This is a genomic window from Mycolicibacterium parafortuitum (genome assembly GCF_010725485.1).
Lineage (GTDB): Bacteria > Actinomycetota > Actinomycetes > Mycobacteriales > Mycobacteriaceae > Mycobacterium.
Map to the genome: position 1 here is coordinate 5,778,635 of NZ_AP022598.1, position 23,673 is coordinate 5,802,307.

Below are 23,673 nucleotides of genomic sequence, written 5' to 3' on the forward strand. Positions count from 1 at the left end.
AGGGATGTCGTGACCTGTCACGTCACGACGACGAGGACGCTTCGATCAGCTGGAAACCCTTGTAGCCGGCCGCGGCCACCTCGGCGCAGATGTCCAGGTAGGCGGCGAACCCGCCGATGAACAACATGAAAACCCGCGGTTTCCCAGGGACGTTCGCACCCATGTACCAGGAGTTCGCCCGCGGGAACAGAGTGGCTTCGGCGCGCCGATTGCATTCGGCGATCCAGTTGTCGACCGACTCGGGGGTGGCTTCCAGCGCCGCGTAACCGTGGTCGTCGAGGAAGCCGATCGCGTCGGCGATCCAGTCGATGTGGGCTTCGGCGTGCAGCACCATGTTCGCCAGCACCGCAGGGGCTCCGGGGCCGGACACCAGGAAAAGGTTCGGGAACCCGTCGACACCGAGCCCGAGATAGGTGCGAGGTCCGTCGGCCCAGTCCTCACGCAGACGCCGGCCGTCGCGGCCGACGATGTCGATCTTGTCCAGGGCACCCGTCATCGCGTCGAACCCGGTGGCCAGCACCAGCGCGTCGATGTCGTAGTGCGCCTCGGAGGTGGTGATACCGGTCGGGTCGATCGATTCGATCGGGGTGTTGCGGACACTGACCAGGGTCACGTTCGACCGGTTGAACGTCTGGAAGTAGTTGGTGTCGGTGCAGATTCGCTTCGTCCCGATCGGATGGTCGTTCGGGATGAGCAGATCGGCCAGCGCGGGGTCGTCGATGACGGCGCGCACCTTCTCCTCGTAGAACTTGCGGGCCTCCTCGTTGGCGGCCTCGTCGATCATCTGGTCGCTGAACGTCTTCGAGAACAGCACCCCGCCGAGATCCCAGCGCCGCTCGAAGGCCGCGCGGCGCTCCTCGGCGGACACCTCCATCGTCAGCTTCGGGTGCGCGATGTGCGGGGATCCGCCGCCGCTGCGCCAGGACAGCCTGCGCCGCTCGGCGTAGTTCGCCTTGATCTCGGCGACCTCCTCGGCCGTGAGCGGCCGATTACCCGCGGGCACACTGAAATTCGGTGTCCGCTGGAACACGTAGAGGTGCTCGGCCTGTTCGGCGATCAACGGGATGGACTGGATGCCCGAGGAGCCGGTGCCGATCACGGCGACGCGCTTGCCGGTGAAGTCGACGGGCTCGTGCGGCCAGTGGGCGGTGTGGTAGACCTCGCCGGCGAAGGTGTCCAGGCCGGGGAACGCGGGGGTCAGCGCCGCCGACAGCGGCCCGGTGGCCATCACCACGAACCGCGCCGTCACCGTCTCGCCGGTGTCGGTGACGACGGTCCAGCGCAGGGACTGCTCGTCGAGGGTCGCCGAGGTGACCCTGGTGTTGAACGTGATGCCGCCGCGCAGGTCCAGCCTGTCGGCGACCCAGTTCATGTAGCGCAGGATCTCGGCCTGCGTGGCGTACTTCTCGGTCCAGGTCCACTCCTGCTGGAGTTCCTCGGAAAACGAGTAGCAGTAGTCGACGCTCTCCACGTCGCAGCGGGCGCCCGGATAGCGGTTGAAGTACCAGGTGCCGCCGATCTCGGGGGCGGCCTCGAACACCCGCACCGACAGGCCCTGCGACCGGAATTTGTGGAGGGCGTACAGGCCGGCGAAACCGGCTCCGACCACGACCGCGTCGACGACGTCCACCTCTGCCGAATTGCTCACGGCGCCAACCGTAGAGGTTGGGCGTCTGGCCATCGCCCGGTTTCCCGGTGACCGGACGCCGGGTATCGGCGGCCATGCGGGCCCGGCACACTCGGACCCATGTCGTCTGCCGAACCCTTCCGCGATGCCGCCACCGTCCGCATCGACCTGGACGGTGCCGTGCACCGGTTGAGCTGGCCGCAGGACAAGACCCTGGTCGAGATCATGCTCGACGCGGGTATCGACGTTCCGTACTCGTGCCAGGAGGGCCGGTGCGGTTCCTGTGTGGTCACCGTGACCGATGGCCAGGTCTCGATGGACAGCTGCGAGATCCTCGACGAGGGCGATCTGGCGGACGGGCTCGTGCTGGGCTGCCAGGCCCGGCCGGTCACCGAAGACATCAGCGTCGAGTACTGAGCGACCCGCTGATCGGGACAATCCCGGGACTGCGGACCGCTCGGAGATAGACGATGGTCACACCCACACAGTGAGGACATCAAGAAGATGAGTGAGCGCGTACTCGACCGGCTGGCGGATCTGGCCGACCAGTTCAAGGAACAGGCCGTAGAGGCCGAGAAGATCGGCAAACTGCCCGACGCGACGGTCAAGAGCATGAAGGCGATCGGGTCGATCCGGCTGCTCCAGCCCAAGAAACACGGCGGCATGGAGGTCCATCCCCGGGAGTTCGCCGAGACGGTGATGGCCACCGCGGCACTCGACCCGGCCGCCGGCTGGATCAACGGCGTCGTCGGGGTGCATCCGTACCAGCTGGCGTACGCCGATCCGAAGGTGGGCGAGGAGATCTGGGCCGACGACATCGACACCTGGGTGGCTTCGCCGTACGCCCCGCAGGGCGTCGCGGTGCCCACCGACGGCGGTTACATCTTCACCGGCCGCTGGCAGTTCAGCTCCGGAACCGACGCGTGCGACTGGATCATCCTGGGCGCCATGGTCGGTGACAGTTCCGGCGCCCCCCTCATGCCGCCGCAGATGCTGCACATGATCCTGCCCCGGTCGGACTACCAGATCGTCGACGACTCCTGGGATGTCGTCGGGTTGCGCGGCACGGGTTCCAAGGACGTCATCGTCGACGGCGCGTTCGTGCCGTCCTACCGCACGATGGACGGCACAAAGGTGATGGACGGCACCGCCCAGCGCGAGGCCGGCATGACCGAGCCGCTGTACCTGATGCCGTGGTCGTCGATGTTCCCGCTCGGCATCAGCTCGGCCACCATCGGTATCGCCGAGGGGGCGCTGGCCGCCGCGCTCGACTACCAGCGCCAGCGCGTCGCCGCCAGCGGCGTCGCGGTCAAGGACGACCCGTACGTGATGTACGCGATCGGCGAGGCCGCCGCCGACATCAACGCCGCACGCCAGGAACTGCTGGCCAACGCCGACCGCATCTACGACATGGTGGCCGCGGGCAAGGAGGTGTCGTTCGAGGACCGCGCCGCCGGGCGGCGCACCCAGATCCGTGCGGTGTGGCGCGCGGTGTCGGCGGTCGACGAGATCTTCGCGCGCTGTGGCGGCAACGCCGCGCGCATGGACAAACCGCTGCAACGCTACTGGCGGGATGTGCACGTCGGGCAGGCGCACGCCATCCACGTTCCCGGCACCGTCTACCACGCCTCGGCGCTGAGCTCGCTGGGCGTCGACCCACAGGGCCCGCTGCGGGCGATGATCTAGGAGATTCGCACATGGCTGACATCAAGGGCCTCGGCTACGTCAAGGTGCAGGCCACCGATATGCCCCGGTGGCGCCGATTCGCGTTCGACGTACTGGGTTTCGCACAGGGCTCCGGCCCCGAGAACGATGCGTTGTATCTGCGGATGGACGAACGCGCGGCGCGCATCATCGTGGTGCCCGGCGATGTGGACCGCATCGTCACCGCGGGCTGGGAGGTCCGCGACCATCAGGGGCTGGAGGCGGTCAAGCGGGCGCTCGAGGTCGTCGGCACCCCGTACAAGGAACTCTCCCTGGCCGAGGCCGACGCCCGCCGCGTCGAAGAGGTGATCGCATTCACCGATCCCGCCGGAAACTCGCTGGAGGTGTTCCACGGCGCGGTGCTCGACCACTCCCCTGTCGTCACCCCGCACGGCGCCCGGTTCGTCACCGGCGCACAGGGTCTGGGCCATGTGGTGATCCCGGCCGTGGACGTCAACGGGCTGTTCGACTTCTACACCACGGTGCTGGGATTCCGGTCGCGTGGCGCGTTCCGGGTCCCCGCCCCGCCGGAGTTCGGACCGATCCGGGTGCGCTTCCTCGGGATCAACCAACGCCACCACAGCCTGGCCATCTGCCCGGCGGCGACCGTCCGCGACCCGAAGCTGATCCATCTGATGGTCGAGGTCGACTCGCTCGACGCGGTCGGCCAGGCGCTGGACCGGGTCAACAAGGACGGCTTCCAGCTGTCCTCGACGCTGGGCAGGCACACCAACGACAAGATGGTGTCGTTCTACGTGCGCGCCCCCGGCGACTGGGACATCGAGTTCGGCACCGCGGGCATGTTGGTCGACGACACGTACTACACCGCCGAGGAGATCACCGCCGACAGCTACTGGGGCCACGAGTGGGTCAGCGATCTGCCCAAGGCCATGAAGCCGTGACGGTGACGCCCGTTCCGGTGTCGTCGGTCCCGGCCTGGGACGACGAGGCCGACGTGGTGATCGCCGGCTACGGCATCGCCGGCGCCGCGGCGGCGGTCGAGGCGGCGCACAACGGTGCCGACGTGTTGGTGCTCGAACGCACCGGATCCTGGGGCGGGGCGGCCGCGATGGCCGGCGGCTTCATCTACCTGGGCGGCGGCACCGCGATCCAGAAGGCTTGCGGCTTCTCCGATTCCGTCGAGAACATGGCCGCGTTCCTGAACGCGGCCATGGGTCCGGGTGCCGACGAGAAACGCATCGCCGACTACTGCGAGCACAGCGTCGCGCACTTCGACTGGCTGGTCGAGTGCGGAGTGGTGTTCAAACCGGAGTTCTTCGCCGAGCCCGGCTGGGAACCGATGGGCGACCAGGGGCTGATGTACAGCGGCGGGGAGAACTCCTACCCGTTCAACACCATCGCGACCCCGGCCCCGCGCGGCCACGTCCCGCAGATGCAGGACAAGAAGCAGGGCGAGGCCAGCGCCGGCTTCATGTTGATGAAGCCGCTCGTCGACACGGCCACCGCCGCCGGCGCGCGGGCCCGCTACGACGTGCGGGCGCAGGCACTCGTCGTCGACGAGGGCCGGGTGGTCGGGATCCGCGCCCGCCAGTACGGCGCCGAGGTCTACATCAGAGCCCGTCGAGGAGTGGTGCTCGCGATGGGCAGCTTCGCCTACAACGAGGCGATGGTGGCCCAGTACGCACCGCGCATCGCCGGCAGACCCGCGGCGTCGGTGGAACAGCACGACGGCCAGGCGATCCGGATGGCGCAGTCGCTCGGCGCCGACCTGGCCCACATGGACGCCACCGAGGTCGCGATCTTCGTCGATCCCCAGCAACTGGTCCGCGGCATCCTGGTCAACGAGCGCGGGCAGCGCTACGTCGCCGAGGACACCTATCCCGGCCGGGTCGGGCAACTGACGCTGTATCACCAGAACAACACCGCGTACCTGATCATCGACGGCGACGCCCAGGACGAGGCGATGGCGTCGCTGTCGCCGCGGCTGATGATGCGGCCGGCGACGTGGGTGGCCGACAGCGTCGCGGACCTGGAGTCGGAGATCGGCCTGCCATCCGGCTCGTTGCAGTCCACCGTCGCGGCGTACAACGACGCCGCCGCTCGCGGCGAGGATCCGCTGCTGCACAAGAAGGCGCAGTGGATCAAACCCATCGGCACCCCGGTGGGGGCGATCGACCTACGCGAAAGCACCGGCGGCTTCACCTTGGGCGGCCTGCTGACCACGCTGGACGGCGAGGTCCTGCACGTCAGCGGCGAGCCGATCCCCGGCCTGTTCGCCGCCGGCCGCTGCACCGCCGGGCTGGCCGCCTGGGGTTACGCCAGTGGCGTCTCCCTCGGCGACGGCAGCTTCTACGGCCGCCGCGCGGGGCGTAGCGCGGCCCGCTAACTCGCCCGAGTCACCCGTCCCACCCAGCCCCGCCGGCCCTGCCGGTGGGGCCATCGGGCGTTGCGTGTCAGAAATGACGTTCCGGCGGTTCGTGTGACAGCGCGCACAAGCGTGTGATACAAACAGTCATATTACTAATAGTCATATAGCTGTTAGTACGAGTGCAGTCCGGAGGAACCAATGACGACAGCCGAAACCCCCAGCGCGGTCATCGATCGCGTGTCCCTTGTCCTGGATGCCTTCGACGGCCCCGGCCGCCTGACCCTCGCCCAGATCGTCCGGCGCACCGGACTGCCGCGTTCCTCGGCGCACCGCATCCTGGAGCGCCTGGTGCAGCTGCGCTGGTTGCGCCGCACCGGACGGGACTACGAGCTGGGGATGCGGCTGGTCGAGCTCGGTTCGCTTGCCGTGCACCAGGATCGGCTGCACCGCGCCGCCACCCCGCTGCTGCACGACCTGCATCGCGCGACCGGACTGGTTGTGCACCTCGCGGTGCTCGACGGTGCGGATGTGGTGTTCCTGGAGAAGATCGGCGACAGCATGACCGCGGCCATCCCGACCCGCGTCGGCGGCAGGCAGCCCGCGCACTGTACGGCGGTGGGCAAGGCGATGCTCGCCTTCAACGACGACGTCGACGTGGATCTGCAGATCCGCAAGACCAAGTACTCGGTCGGCACCGCGGCACAGCTGGCCACCCAGCTGGCGAAGGTGCGCGCGCACGGCGTGGCCTACGAGCGGGAGGAATCACTGCTCGGTTTCGGCTGTGTCGCCGCAGCCATCGGGCGCCCCGGCGAGGCGGTTGCCGCGGTCTCGGTGTGCGGACCGATGAACCGGATGGCGTTCGAGCGCCTGGCCGCCCCGGTGCGGGTGACCGCGATGGGAATCTGGCGCAACGCCGAGGACGGTCCCGCTCGGGTCACCCCGACCCTGCAACCGCTGCGCCCGCTGCGCGGTGGCCCCGCCGCACGCCCCGCCGCCCGCGAGAACGCCCTCCAGTACGCATGACGCTCGACCCCCAGATCGCCGGGCTGATCGACGCGCTCGACGGAGGCTTCCCCGCGGTGCACACGATGACGGGCGCGCAGGCGCGCGCGGCGATCCGGTCCCGGTTCGCCCCGGCGCCGCGGCCCGAACCGGTCGCCGCGGTGCAGGAGTTGCGGGTGCCCGTCGACGGCGCGTCGATCCGGGTCCGGTTGTACCGGCCCGCCGGTGAGGGGCCCGCTGCCGCTCTGGTGTTCGCCCACGGTGGCGGGTTCGTGTTCTGCGACCTGGAAAGCCACGACGGGCTGTGCCGCAACCTGACGAATCGGCTTGGCGCCGTGGTGGTCTCGGTGGACTACCGGCGCGCACCCGAGGACCGCTGGCCCACCGCGGCCGAGGACATGTACGCCGCCGTCCGGTGGGTGGCCGACAACGCGGCCGAACTCGGCATCGATGCCGACCGCATCGCGGTGGGCGGCGACAGCGCGGGCGGCAACCTCGCCGCGGTCACCGCACTGATGGCGCGCGACCGCGGCGGACCGTCGCTGCGCGCCCAGTTGCTGCTGTACCCGGTGATCGCCGCCGACTTCGACACCGAGTCCTACCGGCTGTTCGGCACGGGGTTCTACAATCCGGAACCCGCGCTGCGCTGGTACTGGGACCAGTACGTGCCTGAGCTTCCGGACCGCAGCCACCCCTATGCCGTCCCGCTGCACGGCGACCTGGCCGGCCTGCCGCCGGCGGTGCTGGTCACCACCGGCCACGATCCGCTACGCGACGAGGCGTTCGCCTACGCGCAGGCGCTCACCGATGCCGGCGTCGCGGCGACCCGATGCGACTTCGACGGCGCCGTACACGGTTTCATGACGATGCCGATGCTCGACATCTGTCACGAGGCGCGCCGCCGCTCAACCGAGGAGCTGGCCGCGCTGCTGCGCGGGTAGCGGCGGTGCGGGTAGCGGCTGAGCCGCGCCGTAACGCTGGTCCGGGTCGAGCACGCAATGCGTGCGGCCGAACACCGTGACCATGCACTTGTTGTTGTGGGTGCAGCGGCTGCGGGTCTGCGGATCGGCGGCGATCTTGTTGACCAGATCGGGTTCGCGCAGCAGTGCGCGGCCCATCGCGACGAAGTCGAACCCCTCCCGCAGGCCGGTGTCGATGTGGCTGCGGTCGGTGATGCCGCCCAGCAGGACGAGTTTGGTGTTGCGCATGACCGGGACGAACTGCCGTGCCGCGTCGAGCATGTACAGGTCCCGGTACGGATACACCCCCATCGTCTGCTTGCCGAACAGACGCACCGCGGGCCGCAGCGCCGGCGGCATCACGGTCGCGAACTCCCGCACCGGGACATCACCGCGGAACAGGTACATCGGCTTGTACACCGACGACCCCTGGGTCAACTCCAGCGCGTCGAGGGCACCGTCGGCGTCGAGCAGCGCCGCGGTGCGCAGCGCCTCGTCGATCCAGATGCTTCCCGGCAGGCCGTCGTCCATGTCGAGCTTGGCGATGACGGCGATCTGGTCACCGACGGTGGCGCGCACCCGTTCGGCGATCTCCCGGACCAGCCGGGACCGGTTGTCGATGGAGCCGCCGTAGGAATCCTTGCGGCGGTTGATCAGCGGGCTCAGGAACGAGCTCGGCAGGTACAGATGACCGAAATGCAGTTCCACCGCGTCGAATCCGGCGTCGACGGCGATCTGCGCCGCGGCGGCGAACTGGTCGATCACCGCGCTGATCTCCGCACGGGTGATCTCTCGGCAGTACGCGAACGACGTCGGGTTCACGAACCGGCTAGGCGCCAGCGCCGTGGCCCCGGTGAGCTTCTTGGGCGCCACCACTCCCGCGTGGCCGAGTTGCGCCGAGATCGCCGCACCGGCGTCGTGGACGGCGCCGGTGAGCCGTCGCAGCCCCGGCAGCGCGGCCTCGTTCATCACGATCTGGCCGGGGGCGCTGGCACCCTGCGGCGAGACGCAGCAGTAGGCCACCGTGGTCATCCCGACGCCGCCCTCGGCGAACGTCCGGTGGAAGTCGATCAGGTCGTCGGTGACCAGGCCCTGCGGGGAGCGGCCCTCCGAGGTGGCGGCCTTGATCACCCGATTCCGCAGGGTCACCGGGCCCAGTGAGACCGGCTGGAACGGATCGGGAAGATTCTGCGTCACCTCACCAGGCTGGTCCTGTCCCGCGGTCGGCGTCAATGGCGGTCTCCCGATGTCCGGGAACGCCGCCGCGGACGCCGCCGCGCTGCCCCTAACCTCGCGCCATGGCAGAGGTTTACGTCGTCGACCGGGTGGTGACCCGCCCCGGTTGTGCACGCAGTTTCGTCGACCGGTACCTGGCCGAGTACGCCCCGGGCGCCGTCACCCGCGGGATGCGGCTGCGCGACGTCCTCGTCAGTCCCCCGATCTGGTTCGAGGATCAGCCCAACACCGTGACGATCACCTGGGTGCTGCCCAGCCCGCAGGCGTGGTGGCAGATGACGTGGCAGGGACGCCCCGATCCGACGCTGGCCCAGTGGTGGGACAGCGTCGGCACGCTGGTCACCGACCGCACCCGCAACGTGGCCGCGGCCGCGGGCGACGTCGACGGGCTCTGCGATGTTTAGCGTCGTGCGCCTGCTCGACGTCGACGAGTGCGCGCGCGAACGCGTGCTGGCCGACGTCGACGCGGCGGCCGCCCGCACCGGGGCGCACCGCAGGCTGGTGGCGCCGACGCTGTCCGGATCCCGCAACGGCGGCGACATCCTGGTGCACCTGCGCTTCCCCGACGAAGACGGATGGCGCACTCACGCCGCAGCTTTCGAGGACACCCTGCGCGACGAGGCGATCACCCGGGTCAACGGCGCGGCGTATCCGGGACAGCCGCGCCAGGGCCACCCGGGACCGTCCGGCGTGTACCGGGCGTTGCTGCTGCGCGTGGCGCCGGGCACCGACGCGGAGTCGGTGAGCCGATTCGAGGACGAGCTGCGGCTGATGACGCGCTACGTCCGCACGATCACCGCGTGGCAGCTCAGCCGTGCGCTCGATCCGGTCGGCGATGTCGGCTGGACGCATGTGTTCGAGCAGCAGTTCACCGACGAGGCCGGGCTGATGGGCCCGTACCTGATGCACCCGATCCACTGGGCCGTGGTGGACCGGTGGTTCGATCCCGAGACCACCGACGTGATCATCCGGGACCGGGTCTGCCACAGCTTCTGCGAGCTGCCCGCCCCGATCCTGGACTGACCCGGCTACATCCCGGCGGGAAGGATGTTCGGGTTGGCGGCGGCCGGCGGCTCCAGCGGCGGCAGCACCGTGGTGCCGTCGAGCGAGTGCACCGGAAGCTTCTGCGACCACGGGTAGTGCAAGCTGAACGCGACCAGACCGGTGCGCTCGGCCGCCGGGCGGTGACACATCGCCAGCACCGTCTCGGCGAGGTACTCCACCGGCTCGGTCGGGAACGTGTCCGGGATCAGCGCCGACGCACCGGGGGTGCGTACCGCGCTGGACGGCCCCACCGCGTTCACCGCGATGTCGGCGTCGAGAAGTTCGGCGGCCACCCCTTGGGTGAAGCGGTGCAGCGCGGCCTTGCACGACGCGTAGATCACGTCGCCCGAGGACTTGTTGTATTCGCGGTAGGGCCGCGCCGGCGCCAGCCCGGTGACCGATCCGATGTTGACGATCCAGCCCTGCCCCTGGGCCCGCATGTGCGGGATCGCGGCCTGGGTCAGCACGAACGGGGTGCGCAGATAGTGCTCGACGGTGCGGTCGAAGGTCTGCATCGACATATCGGCCACCACCGAGTAATCCGCGAATCCGGCGTTGTTGACCAGGATGTCGATCCGCCCGGTGCGCTCGACGACCTGCTCGACGAGCGCGGCGCGCTGCTCGGCGTCCTCCAGATCGGCGGCCAGCCCGAAGGCTTTGCCCCCGGCCTGTTCGATCAGCGCGATCGTCTCGTCGATGGTGCCGGGCAGTGCCGTCGAGACCCCGGCCCGCACCGATGCGGACGGCTCGTACGCACGCGCGGTCACCGCGACGGTCGCACCCTCGGCGGCCAGCCGCTGGGCGATCGCCCGCCCGATCCCGCGGCTGCTGCCGGTCACCAGTGCGGTTCTGCCGTTCAGTTTTCCGGTCATCGCAGTACTCCGGTCATCTCAGTACTCCGGTCATCTCAGTACGAAGTCTTCCTCGATCGGTGCCCGGTGCTGCTGCCAGAGGTCGACCAGCCGGAACGGGGTGGCCACCACGACGCGGCCCGAGCCGGACCGGTAGTAGGTGTGGGCGTTCGGGGTGTGGCACCACACGGTGCGGCTCATCGCGTCGTCGATGCCCTCCACGTAGGACTCGAAGGCCTCGCGGGTCACCTCGATCGTCGTCGCATCCCGCAGCGCCATCAGCTGCAGGCACTCGATGATGTAGTGCGCCAGCACCTCCATCGAGAAGTTCGCTCCCGCACCGTGTCCCGGGCTGTAGTTCGGAGCGGACGTGATGAACAGGTTCGGGAACCCCGGCACGGTGCCGCCGCGGTATGCGCGGGGGCTGTCGCCCCACTCCTCGGCGAGCTTGCGGCCGTCGCGGCCGCGGATGTCCACGGTGGACAGAAAGTCGAGGTGGTAGCCGGTGGCGTAGATGATCACGTCGAGGTCGATCTGGCGTCCGTCGGCGGTGACGATGCCGCGGGCGTTGATCTCGGCCGGCTCGGCGGCCTCGACGTCGACATGATCGCGGGTCAGCGCCGCGTAGTAGCCGCCCGGATCACGGATGATCCGCTTGCCGTACGGGGCGAAGTCCGGCGTCACCTTCTTCGCCAGTTCGCTTCCGGCGCCGAACATCCGGTCGATGTAGCCCAGGCACAACTGCAGCAGCACGTCGTTGGCGGCAGAGATCGACAGGTGCTCGGCCGCCCACTCCGGATCCTGCAGGATCACCTTGTAGTTGTTGTCGGCGGTCCCCCAGTACGACTTCAGCCGGTGCCATTTCGCGTAGTACGGCAGGTGCGTGCCCAGGTAGCGGCGGTGGTCGGGGACATCGTCGGACAGCCGTTTGCGCGGCGCCACCCAGTGCGGCTGGCGCTGGAACACCGTCAGATGCTCGACCTCGTCGACGCAGGCGTCGACGATCTGCACCGCGGTGCAGCCCGCGCCGATCACCGCCACCTTCTTGCCCGCCAGATCCAGCGACGAATCCCATTGCGCGGAATGCACACTGACCCCGGCGAAGGTGTCGCGGCCCTTGACGTCGGGCCACCGGGGCCGGTTCAGGTAACCGGCCGCGGTGACGACGACACTGGCATGGCTGACCTCGCGCACGCCGTCACCGTCGACGGTGTGGATCTCCCACTGGTTGCGCGCCTCGTCCCACCACAGCGCCTCGACCTCGGTACGAAAGCGGATGTGGTCGCGCAGCCGGTGTTTGTCGGCCAGCGCGACGAGGTAGGACTGATATTCGGCGCCCTGCGGGTAGTAGTTCGTCCAGCCCGGGTTCACCTCACGGGACAGCGAGTAGTACGCCGACGGGGTGTCGACCCCGATCCCCGGATACGTCGTCGTCAGCCAGGTACCACCGACCTCGTCGTTGCGGTCGAAGATCTGAAACTTCACACCGGCCTCGGCGGCCGCCAGCGCGACCGCGATCCCGGCGATGCCCGCGCCGATGATCGCCATCGACGTGGTCTGCGGGATCGCCACGGTGCGCGGCAGTGTCGGCTGCGACGGGCGGAAGCCGCCCTGCTCCAGCAGCAGGTCGACCTGTTCGTCGTCGACCTCCGAACCGAGTCCCCAACGCAGCAGCTGCGCGAAGAAGTCGCGGTTCACCGCCTTTTCGGCGGCATCGGGCGACGGCGCGGCGAGTGCGGCGACGATCTCCTCGGCCAGCGCGGCGAGGGTTTCCGGATCGGTGACACCGACCTGCTCGGGCGGATCGGCGACGAACTCGATCTTGCGCCCGAACCGCTCGAGCACACCGGCGTCGCCGGTGAGCTGTGCCAGCACGCAGAGCAACACCCCCGCATCGGCCAGCATCAGGTTGGCGCGCAGTTCGGCCGGGTCGTAGCCCGGCCCGGAGGCCGTTTCGGTGACAGCGGTCATGGCACCGAGTATCGCCAGCGCACCACCGGGGCGGACATCGCGCTGTCTACTGAGCGGGAGAACACCGGCGCCGCGGGCACCGGCGGCCCCTACTCTTCGGGCATGCAGTCCGCAGAGCTCGCCGCTGTCGTCGCGCGCGCCCGCAGCCACAGCATCGGGGACATCCCCCGCCGGTCCGCCCGGCGCCAGCCGGACAAGACCGCGATCATCGATCAGGCCAACGGTGTCGAGCTGACCTTCGCCGAATTCGACCGGATGGTCGATCGTGCTGCTGCGGCGTTGGCCGACAAGGGCTTTCAGCCCGGTCACCGCATCGCGCTGTTGTCGCGCAACTGCTGGCAGTACGCGGTGCTGGCGTTCGCGACCGCACGCGCGGGAGTGGTCCTGGTACCGGTGAACTTCATGCTGACCGCCGAGGAGATCGCGTACATCCTGGGCCACAGCAAGGTCACCGGGTTCATCGTCGAGGACGAGCTGACGCCGACCGCCGAGGCGGCGATGCGCTCCGCGGGACCGCTGTCCGCGAAGGCGGCGCTGATCGCGCCGGGGGGCACCGCCCCCACCGGCTGGGACGACTTCGCCGCGTGGCTGGACACCGACTCCCCCGCCCCGCGGCCCGACATCGCCGATGATCAACTGCTGCGGCTGATGTACACCAGCGGGACAGAATCCCGGCCCAAGGGCGTGATGCACACCAGCCGCAGCCTGATGTGGCAGTACATCAGCACGATCGTCGCCGGGTCGATGTCCGGCGACGACGTCGAGATCCATTCCCTGCCGCTGTATCACTGCGCACAGCTCGACAACTTCCTGGCCACTGACATCTATCTCGGCGCCACCAGCATCATCCTGCCGCGCCCGGAACCCGAGCTGGTGCTGCGCACCATCGAGCGCTACTCGGTGACCAACTACTTCGCGCCGCCGACGGTGTGGATCAGCCTGCTGCGCAGCCCGGTGTTCGACACCGTCGACCTGTCCAGCCTCGGCAAGGGCTACTACGGGGCGTCCCCGATGCCCACCGAGATCCTGCTCGAGATGCGCGAGCGGCTCCCGAACCTGCGGCTGTGGAACTTCTACGGCCAGACCGAAATGGCTCCGCTGGCCTCGGCGCTGGCACCCGCCGAGCAGGACGCCCACGCCGGGGCGGCGGGGCGACCGGTCGTCAACGTCGAGACGGCGATCCTCGACGAGAACGACCTGCCGGTACCCACCGGGGTGGTCGGTGAGATCGCGCACCGCAGCCCACATCTGATGCTCGGCTACCTCGACGACCCGGACAAGACGGCGGAGGCGTTCCGCGGCGGCTGGTTCCATTCCGGTGATCTGGGCTTCTACGACGAGCACGGGTTATTGCACGTCGTCGACCGCAAGAAGGACATGATCAAGACCGGCGGCGAGAACGTCGCGAGCCGCGAGGTCGAGGAAGTCCTCTACCGCCACAACCGAATCCAAGAAGCAGCGGTGTTCGCGCTGACCGACCCGGTGTGGGTGGAGGCGGTCACCGCGGCCGTGGTGCTGCGCGACGGCGCCACCGTCACCGACACGGTCACCGAAGAAGACGTGCTGCGCCACTGCCGCGAGCACCTCGCCGGATTCAAGGTTCCCAAGCGGGTGTACTTCGTCGACTCGCTGCCGAAGAACCCCAGCGGAAAGCTCCTCAAACGCGATCTGCGTGAGCAGTTCAGCACCCCGGCTACCGAACACTGAAGGGAACACCTGTGTACACAGGCCGTATCGCGCGTTTCGACGCGCCCGGCACACCGTTTCAGATCGACACCGTCACCCTGCCCGAGATGGGGCCCGGTGAGATCCTGATCCGGGTCACCCGCACCAACATCTGCGGGTCCGACCTGCACGCGTGGCACGGCACGTTCGCCACCCGGGGTCTCGGCGGGCAACTGCCGACCGTGCTCGGTCACGAGATGGTCGGGTCGGTCGAGGCGCTCGGCGACGGAGTGTCCGCCGACTCCAACGGTGCCCCGCTGCAACACGGCACCCGGGTGGTGTTTCCGTACTTCTTCGCCTGCCACACCTGCCGCAACTGCCTGGCCGGGCGACGCAACGCGTGCCTGAAGCTGAAGATGGCGATGCTGGGCCGCGCCGACGAACCGCCGTACTTCGTCGGCGGCTACGGCGACTTCTTCCTGTTGCCCGCCGGTGCCGTCGTCTACACCGTGCCCGACAGCGTGTCCGATGCGATTGCCGCGGGCGCCAATTGTGCTCTCTCCCAGGTGATGTACGGCCTCGACCGCGTCCAGCAGAGCCTCGGCGAGACCGTGGTGGTCCAGGGTGCCGGCGCGCTGGGCCTCTACGCGATCGCCGTCGCCAAGGCGCGCGGTGCCGCCCAGGTGATCGCCGTCGACGGTGTCGCCGACCGCCTCGAGCTCGCGACCGCGTTCGGTGCCGACGCCGTCATCGACATCAACGAGGTCGGCACCGCGAAGGACCGCACCAAGGCGGTGCGCAAGCTGACCGGCGGCCACGGCGCCGACGTCGTCGTCGAGGTCGTCGGGCATCCGTCGGCGATCGACGAGGGTCTGCAGATGCTCGGCCAATTCGGCCGCTACGTCGAGATCGGCAACATCAACATCGGCAAGACCTTCGAGTTCGACCCGTCGCGGTTCGTGTTCTCGAACAAGACGATGGTCGGTGTCTCGCTCTACGATCCGGCGGTGCTGTCGCATGCGCTGAACTTCCTTGCCCAGCATCAGCATTCACTACCGCTGGACCGGCTGGCCGCCGCCCAGTACCGGCTGGAGGACATCAACGACGCGTTCGCCGCCGCCGAGGACAAACGCGACGTGCGCGCCAGCATCCTGCCCTGACGAAAGCAGACTCTCATGCACAACTATGACCGCACCGAACTGTTCATCGACGGGCAGTGGATCACCCCGAACGGGACCGGCACCGTCGAGGTGATCGACCCGGCCACCGAAGAGGTCTTCGGCGCAGTGCCGAGCGGAACCGCCGAGGACGTCGACGCGGCGGTCGCCGCGGCACGCCGGGCCTTCGATCCGCTCGTCTCGGTCGCCGAGCGCCGGGACCGACTAGCCAGGGTGATCGACGCGATGGCCAAGCGACTCCCCGACATCGCCGAAACCATCACCCGCGAGATGGGCGCGCCGGTGCGGATCGCCGGCAGCGTGCAGACCCAGGTCCCGATGGCCGTCGCCCGCGGCATCGCCGACGTGCTGGAGAAGTTCGAATTCGAAGAGCGCGTGGGCAATTCCCTGGTGGTCCGCGAGCCGTACGGTGTGGTCGCCGCGATCACGCCGTGGAACTACCCGCTCTATCAGGTGGTGGCCAAGGTCATCCCCGCGATCGCGGCCGGATGCCCGGTGGTGCTCAAGCCCAGTAACGAGGCACCGCTGTCGACGTTCGAGTTCGTCGAGGCGATCCAGGCCGCCGGCCTACCGCCCGGGTCGGTGAACCTGGTGACCGGTCCGGGCCGGGTGATCGGCGAGCACATGGCCGCCCATCCCGACGTCGACCTGGTGTCGTTCACCGGCTCCACCGACGTCGGCGCCCGGGTCGGCGAACTGGCAGGCAAGACCGTCAAGAAGGTCGCCCTGGAACTGGGCGGCAAGTCGGCCAACGTGATCCTCGACGGCGCCGATCTGGCGACCGCGGTCAAGGTCGGGGTCGGCAACGCGTTCCTCAACGGCGGCCAGACCTGCATGGCGTGGACCCGGATGCTGGTGCCGCAGTCACGCTACGCCGAGGCGTTGGAGATCGCGGCCGCCGCCGCGGCGCGTTACACCGTCGGCGACCCCTGGGATCCGGGCACCCGGATCGGCCCGTCGGCCTCCCGGTCGCAGTTCGAGACCGTGCTCGGCTACATCGAGCGCGCCCAACGCGACGGAGCCCGGCTGCTCACCGGCGGCGCCGAGAAGATCCGCGACACCGGCTATTTCGTCGCGCCGACGATCTTCGCCGACGCCGACCCGCTCTCCGAGCTCGGTCAGGAGGAGGTGTTCGGACCGGTGCTGGCGATCATCCCGTTCACCGACACCGACGACGCCCTGCGCATCGCCAATGCCACCCCATACGGGCTGTCGGGTGCGGTGTGGGCCGCCGACGACGACACCGCGATCGCGTTCGCCCGCAGGGTGCAGACCGGTCAGCTCGACATCAACGGCGGGCCCTACAACCCCCTCGCGCCGTTCGGCGGGTACAAGAAGTCCGGCATCGGGCGCGAACTCGGCCGGTACGGCTTCGAGGAGTATCTGCAGACGAAGGCGCTGCAGCTGCCGACGCCGAAGGCCTCGGCGTGAGCGGGCCCCTGGTCGTCACCGCGAACGGCCACATCCAGGTCTGGACCATCGACGTCCCGCATGCCGGCAACGCGATCACCGGATCCGACGTCATCACCGCGTTCGAGGACGCCGTCCGGGCCGCCAACGCCGCGTTCGACGGTCCCGACGGAGTCCGCGCGGTCATCCTCACCGGTGCGGGCAAGATCTTCTCCGCGGGCGGCAACGTCAAGGAGATGGCCGACGGCGCAGGCATGTTCGGGGTGGGTCCGCTCGCCCAGCGGCACGCCTACGCCGACGGCATCCAGCGCATCCCCCGGGCCCTGGGTCGGCTCGAAGTGCCGTTGATCGGTGCGATCAACGGTGCCGCGATCGGCGCCGGCTGTGACCTCGCGACGATGTGCGACATCCGGATCGCCTCCGAGAAGGCCTCGTTCGCCGAGAGTTTCGTCCAACTCGGGCTCATCCCGGGTGACGGCGGCAGCTGGTTCCTGCCCCGCGCGGTCGGCTACGAGCGCGCCGCCGAGATGACGTTCACCGGCGACCGCATCGACGCCGCGACCGCCGCCGAGTGGGGTCTGGTCAGCCGCGTCGTGCCGCACGAGGAGCTGCTGCCGGCGGCGCACGCGCTGGGCGAACGGATCGTCAAGAATCCGCCGCACGCGCTGCGGATGGCCAAACGGCTGCTGCAGGAATCCCGCACCGCGGCGCTGGAGACCACGCTGGCGATGGCCGCGGCGATGCAGCCGCTGGCGCACGGCGACCCTGAACACCAGGACCGCATCAGCCGGTGGCGCACCGCATGAGCGCGCCCCGTCTGGTGCCGCCCGCCAGCGTCGACCCCGAGGCGACCGCCGCCCTGCGCGACGAGGTGCGCGCGTTTCTCGCCGATCAGCGCGCCCGCGGCGCGTTCGAGCCGGCCGTGGATTCGTGGCTGACGGGCTGGGACGAGGAGTTCACCGCGGCACTGGCCGCGCGCGGCTGGCTGGGCATGACGGTTCCGGTGGAGTACGGCGGGCACGGCCGGTCGTTCCTGGAACGCTTCGTCGTCACCGAGGAACTGCTCGCCGCGGGCGCCCCCGTGGCCGCGCACTGGATCGCCGACCGCCAGATCGTGCCGTCGCTGTTGAAATACGGCACCGAAGCCCAGAAGCGGCGTTTCCTGCCGCGCATCGCCGCCGGTGAGTGCTTCTTCGGTATCGGGATGAGCGAACCCGACTCGGGCTCCGATCTGGCCAGTGTCCGCACCCGCGCCACCCAGAGCGACGGCGGCTGGACGCTGACCGGGACGAAGGTGTGGACCTCGGGGGCCCACCACTGCCATGCGTTCATCGTGCTGGCCCGGACCGCGCCGGTCGATCCTGCCCACCGGCACGCCGGCCTGAGCCAGTTCATCGTCGACCTGACGGCGCCGGGCGTGGACATCCGGCCCATCGTGTCGATGAACGGTTCGCACCACTTCAACGAGGTCATCCTCGACGACGTGTTCGTCCCCGACGACATGGTGTTCGGCACCATCGGGAACGGGTGGACACAGGTGACCTCGGAACTGAGTTTCGAACGCAGCGGTCCCGAACGCTTCCTGTCCACGTTTCCGCTGCTGCCGGCAGCCGTCGACGACAACGGCACGGCCGCAACGGATCCCGACCTCGGACGGTTGATCGGCCGGATCGCCGGCCTGCATCAGATGTCCAGTGCGGTCGCCGGGGCACTGGAACGGCACGAACCCGCCGATCTCCCGGCCGCCGTCGTGAAGGTGCTCGGCACCAGCACCGAGGGCGATGTCGCCGAGTTCGCCGACTATCACGCGGGCGGGCGCACCGATGCCGCAGAACTCGCCGCGCTGGCGGCCACCGCGGTCGATCAGCGGCCCGGTTTCACGCTGCGCGGCGGCACCAACGAAGTCCTGCGCGGCGTCATCGCGCGGGGATTGGGGATGCGATGACGAGCGCTGCTGGGATGAGCACGGTGGACGCCGATCTCGTCGAGATGATGGACGGCGTCTTCGCCGCGCACCGCGACACCCACCCACCGGCGGACGCCGCGCGGGTGGACCGCGCCTTGTGGTCGCGCCTCGACGACCTCGGGCTGGTGCGGCTCACCGGTGCCGAGCAGCACGGCGGCAGCGGAGCCGGCTGGTATGAAGCCGCGGCGTTGACCGCTGCCGCGGTCCACCACGCGGTGCGGATCCCGCTGGCCGAGCACGACCTGCTGGCGTGTTGGCTGTTGGAGGCGGTCGGCGTCGACCCCGCCCCGGGCGTGCGGACGGTCGCCGTGCTGGACGCCGACGGCGCCGCCGCGGCGGTCCCGTGGGCGAGCGAAGCGGACCGGATCACGGTGGTGTGGCCCACCGGCGACCATATCGGCCACCACATGGCCGCCGACGTCGAAGCCGCGGCGCTGCGAATCACGCCCGGTACCAATGCGATCGGTGAGCCGCGCGACACCGTGCACGCCGACGTCTCCACTCTGCGCGGCACCCCGGTGGCAGCGCACCTGGTCGAGGAGTTGCGACTCAAATCGGCATTGGTGCGGGCGATGCAGGTCAGCGCCGCGCTGGACCGTGTCCTCGGTCTGTCCGTCGAGCACACCCGCGACCGGGTGCAGTTCGGCCGCCCGCTGGCGAAGTTCCAGGCCATCCAGACCCTCGTCGCGGCCATCGCCGTCGAGGCCGCGCTGGCCCGCGCCACCGTCGAGAGCGCGGTCGCCGCGGCGAGCACGCACGGCTGGGCGGCACCGGAAGTCGCGTTCAAGGTGGCGGCGGCCCGCTCGACCGGCGGCCACGCCGCCGAAGTGGTGGTGCGCAACGCTCATCAGGTGCACGGCGCTATCGGCACCACCCGTGAGCACCGCCTGCACGAGTACACCCGCGCGGCTCTGGCGTGGCGGTCGGAGTTCGGGTCGGTGCGCTCCTGGGACGACGAACTGGCGCGGCTGGCCCGTGCCGCCGGCGGCGCGGGGCTGTGGGCACTGATCACCGGCTGAATCCCGGCGACCGGTGTTCCACTCATCGGACGCCGGTGTGTGCCAACCCACACCGGCACAGTTGACTCATCGTCATGAGCAACGAGATCACACTGTCGGAGGTTCAGGAGTTCATCGCCGCCTTCTGGTACCACTACGACCAGGGCCACTTCGCCGAACTCGCCACCCGCATCGGCGATGAGATGGAGTACCTGAGCCGGTCGGACTCGGGCAATTGCCCGTTCGAGGAGCTGCTGGCCGCCGAGCTGCACGGCGGTAAGGCCACCCTGGAGTGGCTGACCCAGCACCGCAACGAAAACCCGTACCCGCTGCGTCACCACGCCACCAACATCTTCCGCACCGGTGTCTCGGGTGAGGTCACCACCGCGCGCTTCTACCTCTACGTCAACCAGGTGACCAACAACGTGCCGTTCGACGTGTCCAGCGGTGTGGTCGACGTCGGTATCCGGCGCGGTGAGTCCGGTCTGGTGTTCACCTCCATGAGCGTGGTCCTCGACGCCGAGGACTCCATTCCGTTCGCCGAATACACCGCGAAGAACGCGGCGAACGCCTGACCACGGTGAGCGCACGCGACACCTTCGCAGGCGGCGTCGCCGTCATCACCGGGGCGGGCTCGGGCATCGGCGCCGGCCTGGCCCGGCACGCCGCCACGCTCGGTATGACGGTGGTGCTCGCCGACATCGACGCCACCGCGGCCGCGCGGCTTCGCGCAGAACTCGTCGCCGGCGGGGCCGAAGCGCTCGACGTGGTCTGCGACGTCCGCGATTCCGATGCGGTCGAGGCCCTCGCCCAGCGGGTCTACCGCGACGTGGGCCCGGTGCGGCTGCTGGTGAACAACGCCGGCATCGAACAGTTCGGATACCTGTGGGACACCCCGGTGGCGAATTGGAACCGCATCATGGACATCAACGTCGACGGTGTCTTCCACGGCGTCCGGGCGTTCCTGCCGCGGATGATCGCCGCGGGCACCCCGGCGTGGGTGTGGAACATGTCGTCGATCGGGGGGGTGGCCGTCGTGCCGCTGCAGGCGCCGTACATCGTCACCAAGCACGCGGTGCTGGCGTTGACCGAATGCCTGCGCCTGGAGGTCGACCACGCCGGCCACGATCACATCCGGGTACAGGCGGTGCTGCCCGGTGCGGTGGTGTCGAACATCTTCGAATCGGCGGGCGGCGTCGACCACCAGGACAGCGCGGCGCAGGCCGCCGCCGAGTCCCAGCGCAGCGCGATGCTCGACATCAAAGCCGCCGCAATGGATCCGGTCGAGGCGGCCGAGGTCGTGTTCGAGCAGGCGGTGGCCGGCGACGGCGACGCGTTCTATCTGCTGACCCAGCCCGAGTACGTCGGCTCCGCGATGACCGAACGTGCCCGGGTGCTCAGCAACCAGGAACCTCCGAGGCTGCGCACCAAACCACGTTTCGATCCGGCTAAGCATTGACAGGCACCGAAGTGTCTTCGCCTGCACTCGATCCCGACGCGGCCGCGCGGGCCGCGGCGTTCGGGGAGCTGCCACCGATGCGCACCCGCGGGTTGGCCGCGGTCCGTGCCGGCCTGGAGAGCGCACCGCTGCCCGAGCACATGCCGCCGATGGCGGCTGTCGACGACGCGACCGTCGGCGGTCCCGGCGGCCCGATCCCGGTCCGGATCTACCGCCCCACCCGTGCCGACGGCCCGGCACCGGTGTTGATGCACTTCCACGGCGGCGGTCTGGTGATGGGCTCGAACCACTCCTTCGAGCCGATGGCGCGCGAACTCGCGGCGGCCAGCGGTGCGGCGGTGGTGGCCGTCGACTACCGCCTCGCCCCGGAGTTTCCGCCGCCTGCGCAGTTCGACGACTGCTACGCGGCCACGGAGTGGGTGTCCCGCAACGCCTCCGAACTCGGTCTCGACGCAGGGCGGTTGGCCGTCGTCGGGGACAGCGCGGGCGGCTCCCTGGCCGCTGCCGTCGCGATCGCCGCCCGCGACCGCGGCGGCCCGCGGCTGACCGCACAGGTACTGCTCTATCCGGGGCTCGACCGTGACATGGCCGCCGAGTCGATCGTGTCCATGCCGGATGCGCCGATGCTGGCCCACGAGGACATTCTGTACATGCATGAGCTCGCCGACTGCGGTGCCGGGTCACCGCATCACCCGTATCAGGTGCCCGCCTACTGTGCGGATCTGCGCGGGCTGCCCCCGGCGATCGTCGCCACCGGAGGCTGCGACCCGATCCGGGACTGGGGTGAGCGTTATGCCGCACGCCTGCGCGACGCCGGTGTGCAGACCACGTTGACCCGCTATCCCGGTATCTATCACGGATTCATGATGCGGTCGGACACCACGGCGCGCGGCAGGCTGGCGATGGCCGAGACCGGCGCGCTGCTGCGTGCGAAATTCGCCTGTCCGCTGCCGTTCTGACTTTTCTCGGCGAGCAGACACGAACTCGCACGACACGCCCGCGCCGCGCCCGAGTATGCGTCTGCTCGTCGGGCGCACCGCGGTGCCTGCGCTCGGCGCGAAAGTTCGTCCCGATCAACGGTCATCGCCCCGTCGGGGTGCCGCCGCGGCTGCGACCATCGCCGCAACGCCATGAGACGTGCCAGGAAAAGGAGAACCCAAGATGCTGACCGACGAACGCCGCAAGGCGCTGTCCGATGTTCTGCGGCCCGTGGCGCCGCCCCGCGAGATCGACAACGTCTACACCGCCGATCAGAAGCGGCGGATGCTCGACGTGGTGCACGACCGCGGACCGTGGAAGCTGATCATCGCGCAGCACTTCGCGTCGGCCGACGAGTTGATGGCGACGATGAGCGGCATGTTCCCCGAGGGTTTCGAACCGTCGATGGACCTGTTCCTGACCCCGACGTTCCGCGGCTACCTCGCCAACTACGGCGCGGTGCTCTACCCCGAACTGCACGACTGCTTCTACAACGAGACGTTCTTGAACCATGCCAAGGACTACTGGGGTGCGCAGTACGCCAAGCCGGAGATGATGCTGTTCAACATCAACGGCCCGTGCGCGAATCGCGATCCGGGACACCTGGATTCGCCGAGCTTCCGCGGTGTGCGGCACGAGAACGCGCCGACCTGGCTGTGCAGCGTGATGGGCAAGTCCGGGCTGTTCGACGACTACCTGGTCAAGATGGCGCAGGTGATCACCTGGTTCTCCCTCGACGAGGGCAGCGGTTTCACCTACTGGCCGGACGGACCGCTGGAGGCACCGCAGCGGGTGCTCCCTCCGATCAACAACCGCGGCGTGGTGGTGCAGAACGAGATGATGGTGCACCGCGGCGAGGCCAACGGCCCGCTGGAGCAGCAGATGCCGGCCGGGCTGGCGTTCGACACCGTGTTCACCGGTGATCCCGCCGACCGCGATCAGTGGGTACTCAAGAACGGCGACGACGTGATCGCCCGCCACCACACCGACGAGCTGCGGTTCCTGGTGCACTGGTCGGCCGAGGTGTTCTCCGACTTCGACGAGCTGAAGAAGAACATGGACGGCTCCGACGACCTGACCATCGACAAGGCCATCGACATGCTGGTCGACAACCTGAACAAGCAGGGTGTCAAGCTCGACATCCCCGCCGAGCCGCTGCACGACGCCGCGTTCATCGGTGCGCTCAACGCCGCCTACGACATCGGCGGGCCCACCACCTACCCCGAGGAAGCGCCGCTGAGCGCGTTCCAGCTGGCCTGAGTCACGTATGCACCATGGCAGGCAGGTCGTCCTCGG

Annotated in this window: 22 protein-coding genes; 18 read left to right on the top strand and 4 right to left on the bottom strand. The window is 69.3% G+C overall.

Going from position 1 to position 23,673, the window contains the following annotated elements:
• Window positions 1–22 precede the first annotated feature (22 nt).
• Window positions 23–1,681, bottom strand: coding sequence for a flavin-containing monooxygenase (locus NTM_RS27255; protein WP_104865816.1), 1,659 nt, complete (start codon window positions 1,679–1,681; stop codon window positions 23–25).
• Between the two features lie 66 nt (window positions 1,682–1,747).
• On the opposite strand from NTM_RS27255, the gene NTM_RS27260 reads away from it, so the two are divergent.
• The 6 genes from NTM_RS27260 (at window position 1,748) to lipP1 (ending at window position 7,603) form a co-directional block, all read left to right on the top strand.
• Complete coding sequence (locus NTM_RS27260; RefSeq protein ID WP_163769168.1) at window positions 1,748–2,044, top strand: 2Fe-2S iron-sulfur cluster-binding protein; 297 nt, start codon at window positions 1,748–1,750, stop codon at window positions 2,042–2,044.
• Window positions 2,045–2,131: 87 nt separating this feature from the next.
• Entirely contained in the window at window positions 2,132–3,313 is a 1,182-nt protein-coding gene (locus tag NTM_RS27265) for an acyl-CoA dehydrogenase family protein (RefSeq protein WP_104865814.1), read from the top strand.
• A gap of 11 nt (window positions 3,314–3,324) precedes the next feature.
• Window positions 3,325–4,233 (top strand): biphenyl-2,3-diol 1,2-dioxygenase, encoded by a 909-nt coding sequence (gene bphC, locus NTM_RS27270; protein WP_104865813.1) that lies wholly within the window; start codon window positions 3,325–3,327, stop codon window positions 4,231–4,233.
• Window positions 4,230–5,678: an FAD-dependent oxidoreductase gene (locus NTM_RS27275; protein ID WP_163769169.1), complete on the top strand. Its 1,449-nt coding sequence runs from the start codon at window positions 4,230–4,232 to the stop codon at window positions 5,676–5,678. The genes bphC and NTM_RS27275 overlap by 4 nt, the downstream gene beginning before the upstream one ends.
• Before the next feature lie 180 nt (window positions 5,679–5,858).
• Window positions 5,859–6,683 carry an IclR family transcriptional regulator gene (locus NTM_RS27280; RefSeq protein WP_104865811.1) on the top strand — a complete coding sequence of 275 codons (825 nt, stop codon included), beginning with the start codon at window positions 5,859–5,861 and terminating at the stop codon, window positions 6,681–6,683.
• Window positions 6,680–7,603: a LipP1 family hormone-sensitive lipase gene (gene lipP1, locus NTM_RS27285; RefSeq protein ID WP_163769170.1), complete on the top strand. Its 924-nt coding sequence runs from the start codon at window positions 6,680–6,682 to the stop codon at window positions 7,601–7,603. Before NTM_RS27280 ends, lipP1 begins: the two co-directional genes overlap by 4 nt.
• On the opposite strand, the gene NTM_RS27290 is transcribed toward lipP1, so the two are convergent.
• Window positions 7,568–8,818 carry an NADH:flavin oxidoreductase gene (locus NTM_RS27290; RefSeq protein ID WP_104865809.1) on the bottom strand — a complete coding sequence of 417 codons (1,251 nt, stop codon included), beginning with the start codon at window positions 8,816–8,818 and terminating at the stop codon, window positions 7,568–7,570. The genes lipP1 and NTM_RS27290 overlap by 36 nt on opposite strands.
• Window positions 8,819–8,919: 101 nt before the next feature.
• Here NTM_RS27290 and NTM_RS27295 point away from each other — a divergent pair, with 101 nt between their 5' ends.
• Together NTM_RS27295 and NTM_RS27300 are read left to right on the top strand one after the other, a co-directional pair.
• A complete protein-coding gene (locus NTM_RS27295; RefSeq protein WP_163769171.1) occupies window positions 8,920–9,261 on the top strand; it encodes a hypothetical protein in 342 nt (113 codons plus the stop codon).
• The gene (locus tag NTM_RS27300) at window positions 9,254–9,880 is read left to right on the top strand and encodes a Dabb family protein (protein ID WP_163769172.1); all 627 of its coding nucleotides are present in this window, start codon (window positions 9,254–9,256) and stop codon (window positions 9,878–9,880) included. Before NTM_RS27295 ends, NTM_RS27300 begins: the two co-directional genes overlap by 8 nt.
• Before the next feature lie 5 nt (window positions 9,881–9,885).
• Here the strand turns inward: NTM_RS27300 and NTM_RS27305 are convergent, their stop codons facing one another.
• Both NTM_RS27305 and NTM_RS27310 read right to left on the bottom strand, forming a co-directional pair.
• Window positions 9,886–10,773, bottom strand: coding sequence for an SDR family NAD(P)-dependent oxidoreductase (locus NTM_RS27305; RefSeq protein ID WP_163769173.1), 888 nt, complete (start codon window positions 10,771–10,773; stop codon window positions 9,886–9,888).
• Between the two features lie 30 nt (window positions 10,774–10,803).
• Window positions 10,804–12,723, bottom strand: coding sequence for a flavin-containing monooxygenase (locus NTM_RS27310; protein WP_163769174.1), 1,920 nt, complete (start codon window positions 12,721–12,723; stop codon window positions 10,804–10,806).
• A 102-nt stretch (window positions 12,724–12,825) separates the two neighbouring features.
• Here NTM_RS27310 and NTM_RS27315 point away from each other — a divergent pair, with 102 nt between their 5' ends.
• The 10 genes from NTM_RS27315 (at window position 12,826) to NTM_RS27360 (ending at window position 23,637) form a co-directional block, all read left to right on the top strand.
• Entirely contained in the window at window positions 12,826–14,430 is a 1,605-nt protein-coding gene (locus NTM_RS27315; RefSeq protein ID WP_163769175.1) for an acyl-CoA synthetase, read from the top strand.
• Between the two features lie 11 nt (window positions 14,431–14,441).
• Window positions 14,442–15,548, top strand: a complete 1,107-nt coding sequence (locus NTM_RS27320; protein WP_163769176.1) for a zinc-binding dehydrogenase — start codon at window positions 14,442–14,444, stop codon at window positions 15,546–15,548.
• Window positions 15,549–15,563: 15 nt separating this feature from the next.
• Window positions 15,564–16,997, top strand: coding sequence for an aldehyde dehydrogenase family protein (locus NTM_RS27325; RefSeq protein WP_163769177.1), 1,434 nt, complete (start codon window positions 15,564–15,566; stop codon window positions 16,995–16,997).
• The gene (locus NTM_RS27330; RefSeq protein WP_163769178.1) at window positions 16,994–17,782 is read left to right on the top strand and encodes a crotonase/enoyl-CoA hydratase family protein; all 789 of its coding nucleotides are present in this window, start codon (window positions 16,994–16,996) and stop codon (window positions 17,780–17,782) included. Before NTM_RS27325 ends, NTM_RS27330 begins: the two co-directional genes overlap by 4 nt.
• A complete protein-coding gene (locus tag NTM_RS27335) occupies window positions 17,779–18,921 on the top strand; it encodes an acyl-CoA dehydrogenase family protein (protein WP_163769179.1) in 1,143 nt (380 codons plus the stop codon). The genes NTM_RS27330 and NTM_RS27335 overlap by 4 nt, the downstream gene beginning before the upstream one ends.
• Before the next feature lie 14 nt (window positions 18,922–18,935).
• Window positions 18,936–19,961, top strand: a complete 1,026-nt coding sequence (locus NTM_RS27340; protein ID WP_232079860.1) for an acyl-CoA dehydrogenase family protein — start codon at window positions 18,936–18,938, stop codon at window positions 19,959–19,961.
• A 74-nt stretch (window positions 19,962–20,035) separates the two neighbouring features.
• Window positions 20,036–20,515 carry a polyketide cyclase gene (locus NTM_RS27345; RefSeq protein ID WP_163769181.1) on the top strand — a complete coding sequence of 160 codons (480 nt, stop codon included), beginning with the start codon at window positions 20,036–20,038 and terminating at the stop codon, window positions 20,513–20,515.
• A 5-nt stretch (window positions 20,516–20,520) separates the two neighbouring features.
• On the top strand, window positions 20,521–21,399 hold the full coding sequence (locus NTM_RS27350) for an SDR family NAD(P)-dependent oxidoreductase (RefSeq protein ID WP_163769182.1): 879 nt from the start codon (window positions 20,521–20,523) through the stop codon (window positions 21,397–21,399).
• Between the two features lie 11 nt (window positions 21,400–21,410).
• Window positions 21,411–22,358 (top strand): alpha/beta hydrolase, encoded by a 948-nt coding sequence (locus NTM_RS27355; RefSeq protein WP_163769183.1) that lies wholly within the window; start codon window positions 21,411–21,413, stop codon window positions 22,356–22,358.
• A gap of 202 nt (window positions 22,359–22,560) precedes the next feature.
• A complete protein-coding gene (locus NTM_RS27360) occupies window positions 22,561–23,637 on the top strand; it encodes a hypothetical protein (RefSeq protein WP_104865798.1) in 1,077 nt (358 codons plus the stop codon).
• Window positions 23,638–23,673 lie beyond the last annotated feature (36 nt).